The sequence below is a fragment of the Vibrio sp. 10N.222.48.A3 genome, assembly GCF_041475345.1.
GTDB lineage: Bacteria > Pseudomonadota > Gammaproteobacteria > Enterobacterales > Vibrionaceae > Vibrio > Vibrio tasmaniensis_A.
This window is the reverse complement of sequence record NZ_JBFRVX010000852.1, coordinates 1-3301: the sequence shown is the minus strand read 5'-3', so window position 1 is coordinate 3301 and position 3301 is coordinate 1. Positions and strand designations below refer to the sequence as shown.

General features: G+C 43.1%; 4 protein-coding genes and 1 pseudogene. 2 read left to right on the top strand and 3 right to left on the bottom strand.

Going from position 1 to position 3301, the window contains the following annotated elements:
* Positions 1-158: pseudogene (locus AB4653_RS20810) on the top strand (acyl-CoA thioesterase II); the annotation flags it as partial.
* Positions 159-282: 124 nt separating this feature from the next.
* Here the strand turns inward: AB4653_RS20810 and AB4653_RS20805 are convergent.
* Together AB4653_RS20805 and AB4653_RS20800 are read right to left on the bottom strand one after the other, a co-directional pair.
* The gene (locus AB4653_RS20805) at positions 283-948 is read right to left on the bottom strand and encodes a hypothetical protein (RefSeq protein WP_102257787.1); all 666 of its coding nucleotides are present in this window, start codon (positions 946-948) and stop codon (positions 283-285) included.
* An 89-nt stretch (positions 949-1037) separates the two neighbouring features.
* Complete coding sequence (locus AB4653_RS20800) at positions 1038-1493, bottom strand: Lrp/AsnC family transcriptional regulator (RefSeq protein WP_009847256.1); 456 nt, start codon at positions 1491-1493, stop codon at positions 1038-1040.
* Between the two features lie 147 nt (positions 1494-1640).
* On the opposite strand from AB4653_RS20800, the gene AB4653_RS20795 reads away from it, so the two are divergent.
* Positions 1641-2708, top strand: coding sequence for a PLP-dependent cysteine synthase family protein (locus tag AB4653_RS20795; protein WP_050634811.1), 1068 nt, complete (start codon positions 1641-1643; stop codon positions 2706-2708).
* A 91-nt stretch (positions 2709-2799) separates the two neighbouring features.
* Here the strand turns inward: AB4653_RS20795 and AB4653_RS20790 are convergent, their stop codons facing one another.
* The gene (locus tag AB4653_RS20790; RefSeq protein ID WP_004736423.1) at positions 2800-3120 is read right to left on the bottom strand and encodes a DUF1244 domain-containing protein; all 321 of its coding nucleotides are present in this window, start codon (positions 3118-3120) and stop codon (positions 2800-2802) included.
* Positions 3121-3301 lie beyond the last annotated feature (181 nt).

Here is a 3301-nt window from a genome sequence, read left to right as displayed (position 1 = left end):
TCCATCGCCCGTTTAAGATGGATGAATGGCTGCTTTATGCGATTGAAAGCCCAACGGCAGCGAACACTCGTGGCCTAGTGCGCGGCGAGATCTTTAATCAGAAAGGTGAGCTAGTAGCGACAGCAGTTCAAGAAGGTGTGATGCGTTTTACTAAATAGCGAATAAACGCTTTTTACAAGCCCCAAATATTTACGAGAAAACAAAAAGAGAGGCTAGGTTTAATACCTAGCCTCTCTTTTTAATGATGCTAACGACAAGCTGTCACGTAACAGTCCGTAATCTCTATTCAGCCTCTAGCAAGGGTTCGAATTCACCTTGTACTCGAGTTTTAATTCCATCACCAGCGTCTCGCAGTAGATTAAATGGCGATAACACCACGCCTTTCACTGCGCCCTCTGCGGCGCCCTGAGCTAACTCTTTACTTTTATCTGCCAGCAAATTCGCTTGTTCCAAAATTCCCGGAACTTCCGCTCGTAGCATTTCAGATTCGGCAACAACAGTGGGGATAGTTTGTTCGCGGTAAGATTTACTTTCAGCGAGCATCGGTGGCATCACATCAACACGGTATCGTTTTAATTCAGTCAATGTGGGCGGGATGACATCGGTTCTTACCTGCCCGACTTCCGTTCGGACATTTTTAACTTCATCTAATATCGCAGGGATTTTATTATCAACCGATGAAACGGTTTGATTCACTTTTTCGACGGTCTTTCTGACGTCTTCAACGGTATCAAACACCTGAGGAGCAAGCTCATTAACATGTTCAGCAAACGCTAATAGCTCTTCTACTTTTAGCCCTTTGGTAAGACCGGATAAATCTTCGATCACCTGCGGATAAGTATCAACGATTTCACCGACTTTATTGGTAAACGAATAGATGGTGTAACCCAAATAAAAAATGGCAACGGCCAGCACCAATTGGATAGCAGTAGATACTTTTGCAAACATGAATATTCCTTTTCTTTATCGCAGAGACGAGATCTAAACTGAGAAGATAGTTAAACTGAAACGATAGTTAACGTTTAGCTAGGTGCAGCTTATAGAGGCAATGCCGTTGTGTACTTCAATGGCTCCATCGCAAACGTCGAGGTCACATTAGAGATACCATCAATGCTATTCACCAAGCGCTTGTAGAAATCATCAAAGCACTTCATGTCTTTCACCTGAACCTTCATCATATAATCATATTCTCCAGCCATGCGATAAAACTCCATCACTTCTGGAAATTCCGATACGGTGTTTACAAAACGACCATACCACTCATGAGAATGATCACTGGTTTTCACCAATACGAACGCTGTAAAAGCAAGTTCGAGCTTTTCAGGATTCAATAACGCCACTTTTTTTTCAATAATGCCGTTTTCTTCGAGGCGTTTAAGCCTTTTCCAACAAGGTGTTGTGGTGAGATTGACCGCTTCTGAAATGTCGTTCAATGACAATGTGCTGTCTTCTTGTAACAGCCTTAATATTTTTTTATCTACGGCATCTATCACACTTTCACCAAATCGAATTTAAAGAGAATAATTTTCTACATTTTAAGCAAAACAAAGCAAATATGGCAAAGTTTTTCTCTCAAATTCTAGCTAAATTGGAAGTATACCAATTACAAAGAATTCCTACACTCGATCAGGAGAACGCTTATGTGCACTGACCATCAATGGATTAACAACGCGATTCGCAAAATTGAAGCCGACTACCAACGCTCAGCGGATACGCACCTTATCAAGCTCGAACTGCCAAGTATCGAAGGCATTGATGTTTACCTTAAAGATGAAAGCACACACCCTACAGGCTCTTTGAAACACCGTTTAGCGCGTTCTCTATTCTTATACGCTATCTGTAACGGTTGGGTTGGCCCAGAAACAACGATCATTGAATCTTCATCAGGCAGTACTGCAGTATCTGAAGCGTACTTCGCTCGCCTACTTGGCCTGCCGTTTATTGCGGTAATGCCAAAATGCACAGCGAAGAAGAAGATTGAACAGATAGAATTCTACGGTGGCCAAGCGCATCTTGTTGACCGCTCAGATGAAATTTACGATGAGTCTCGCCGTTTAGCAGAAGAATTGAATGGTCACTACATGGATCAATTTACTTACGCTGAGCGTGCAACCGACTGGCGTGGTAACAACAACATCGCGAACTCGATTTTCAATCAAATGCAGATGGAAGATCACCCAGTTCCAGCTTGGGTAGTAATGAGCCCAGGTACTGGCGGTACTTCAGCGACGATTGGCCGTTTCATTCGCTACCAACAACATGAAACTAAGCTTTGTGTTGTGGACCCTGAGAACTCTGTATTCCACGAATACTTCCAAACCGGCAATGCGAACGTGAAAGGCAGTACATTCAGCAAGATTGAAGGCATTGGTCGCCCACGAGCAGAACCAAGCTTCATTCCTGGTGTGGTTGACGAAATGCGTAAAATTCCAGATGCAGCAAGTATCGCAACGACACATTGGTTATCTGACATTCTTGGCCGCAAGGTTGGCGCATCTACGGGTACAAATATGTACGGTGTGCTTCAACTGGCAAGCGAGATGAAAGCGCGTGGAGAAACAGGGTCTATCGTGACTTTGCTATGTGATAGCGGTGAACGTTACCTAGACACTTACTTCAATGACGAGTGGGTAAATCTGAATATCGGTGACCTACAACCTTATGCAGCGAAGCTAGAAGCTTTCTCGCAAACGGGTGAACTGGCTTAAGTTCATATAAACCGATAGTTCGAAATAGAAAAGAGCCCTTGATGGGCTCTTTTTTGGTTTATTCTATTCATCAATTTCTAGCGAGAACAAATTATTCTGGCTTCTGCTTCGCTTCAAACGCCGCTAGTTGCTCAGGTGTCGCTTTTGGTTGGTGATTTTGTTTCCACTCATCGTAAGTCATGCCATATACGCGCTCACGAGCGTCATCGATATCCAAGTCTAAGCCTTGTTGTTCAGCTTCTGCTTTGTACCACTTACTAAAACAGTTACGGCAAAAGCCAGCCAAGATCATCAGGTCGATGTTTTGGACATCTTTGTTGTTGTCTAGGTGTGCTAACAGGCGACGAAAGGTTGCTGCATCCAGCTTGTCTTGTTCTTCTTGAGAAAGATCTTTGTATTTAAATTCAGCCACTTTAAGTGTCCCTTAATAGTTTTAATTTTTTAATGTGTTGAGCAGATATTGTTATACAAAAAAAGCCCGCATTTCGCTAGGAGCAAACGCAGGCTTTTCAATATTGTTACACTATTCCGTGCTCATTAAGCGTACGTGTTCATTGGCCGTGCGTGTTCATTAACCGTGCGTGTTCATTAAC

Excerpts from the sequence above, each read along its gene's own strand:
- AB4653_RS20805 (WP_102257787.1), bottom strand. The coding sequence starts at position 948 with ATGTTTGCAAAAGTATCTACTGCTATCCAATTGGTGCTGGCCGTTGCC.
- AB4653_RS20795 (WP_050634811.1), top strand. The coding sequence starts at position 1,641 with ATGTGCACTGACCATCAATGGATTAACAACGCGATTCGCAAAATTGAA.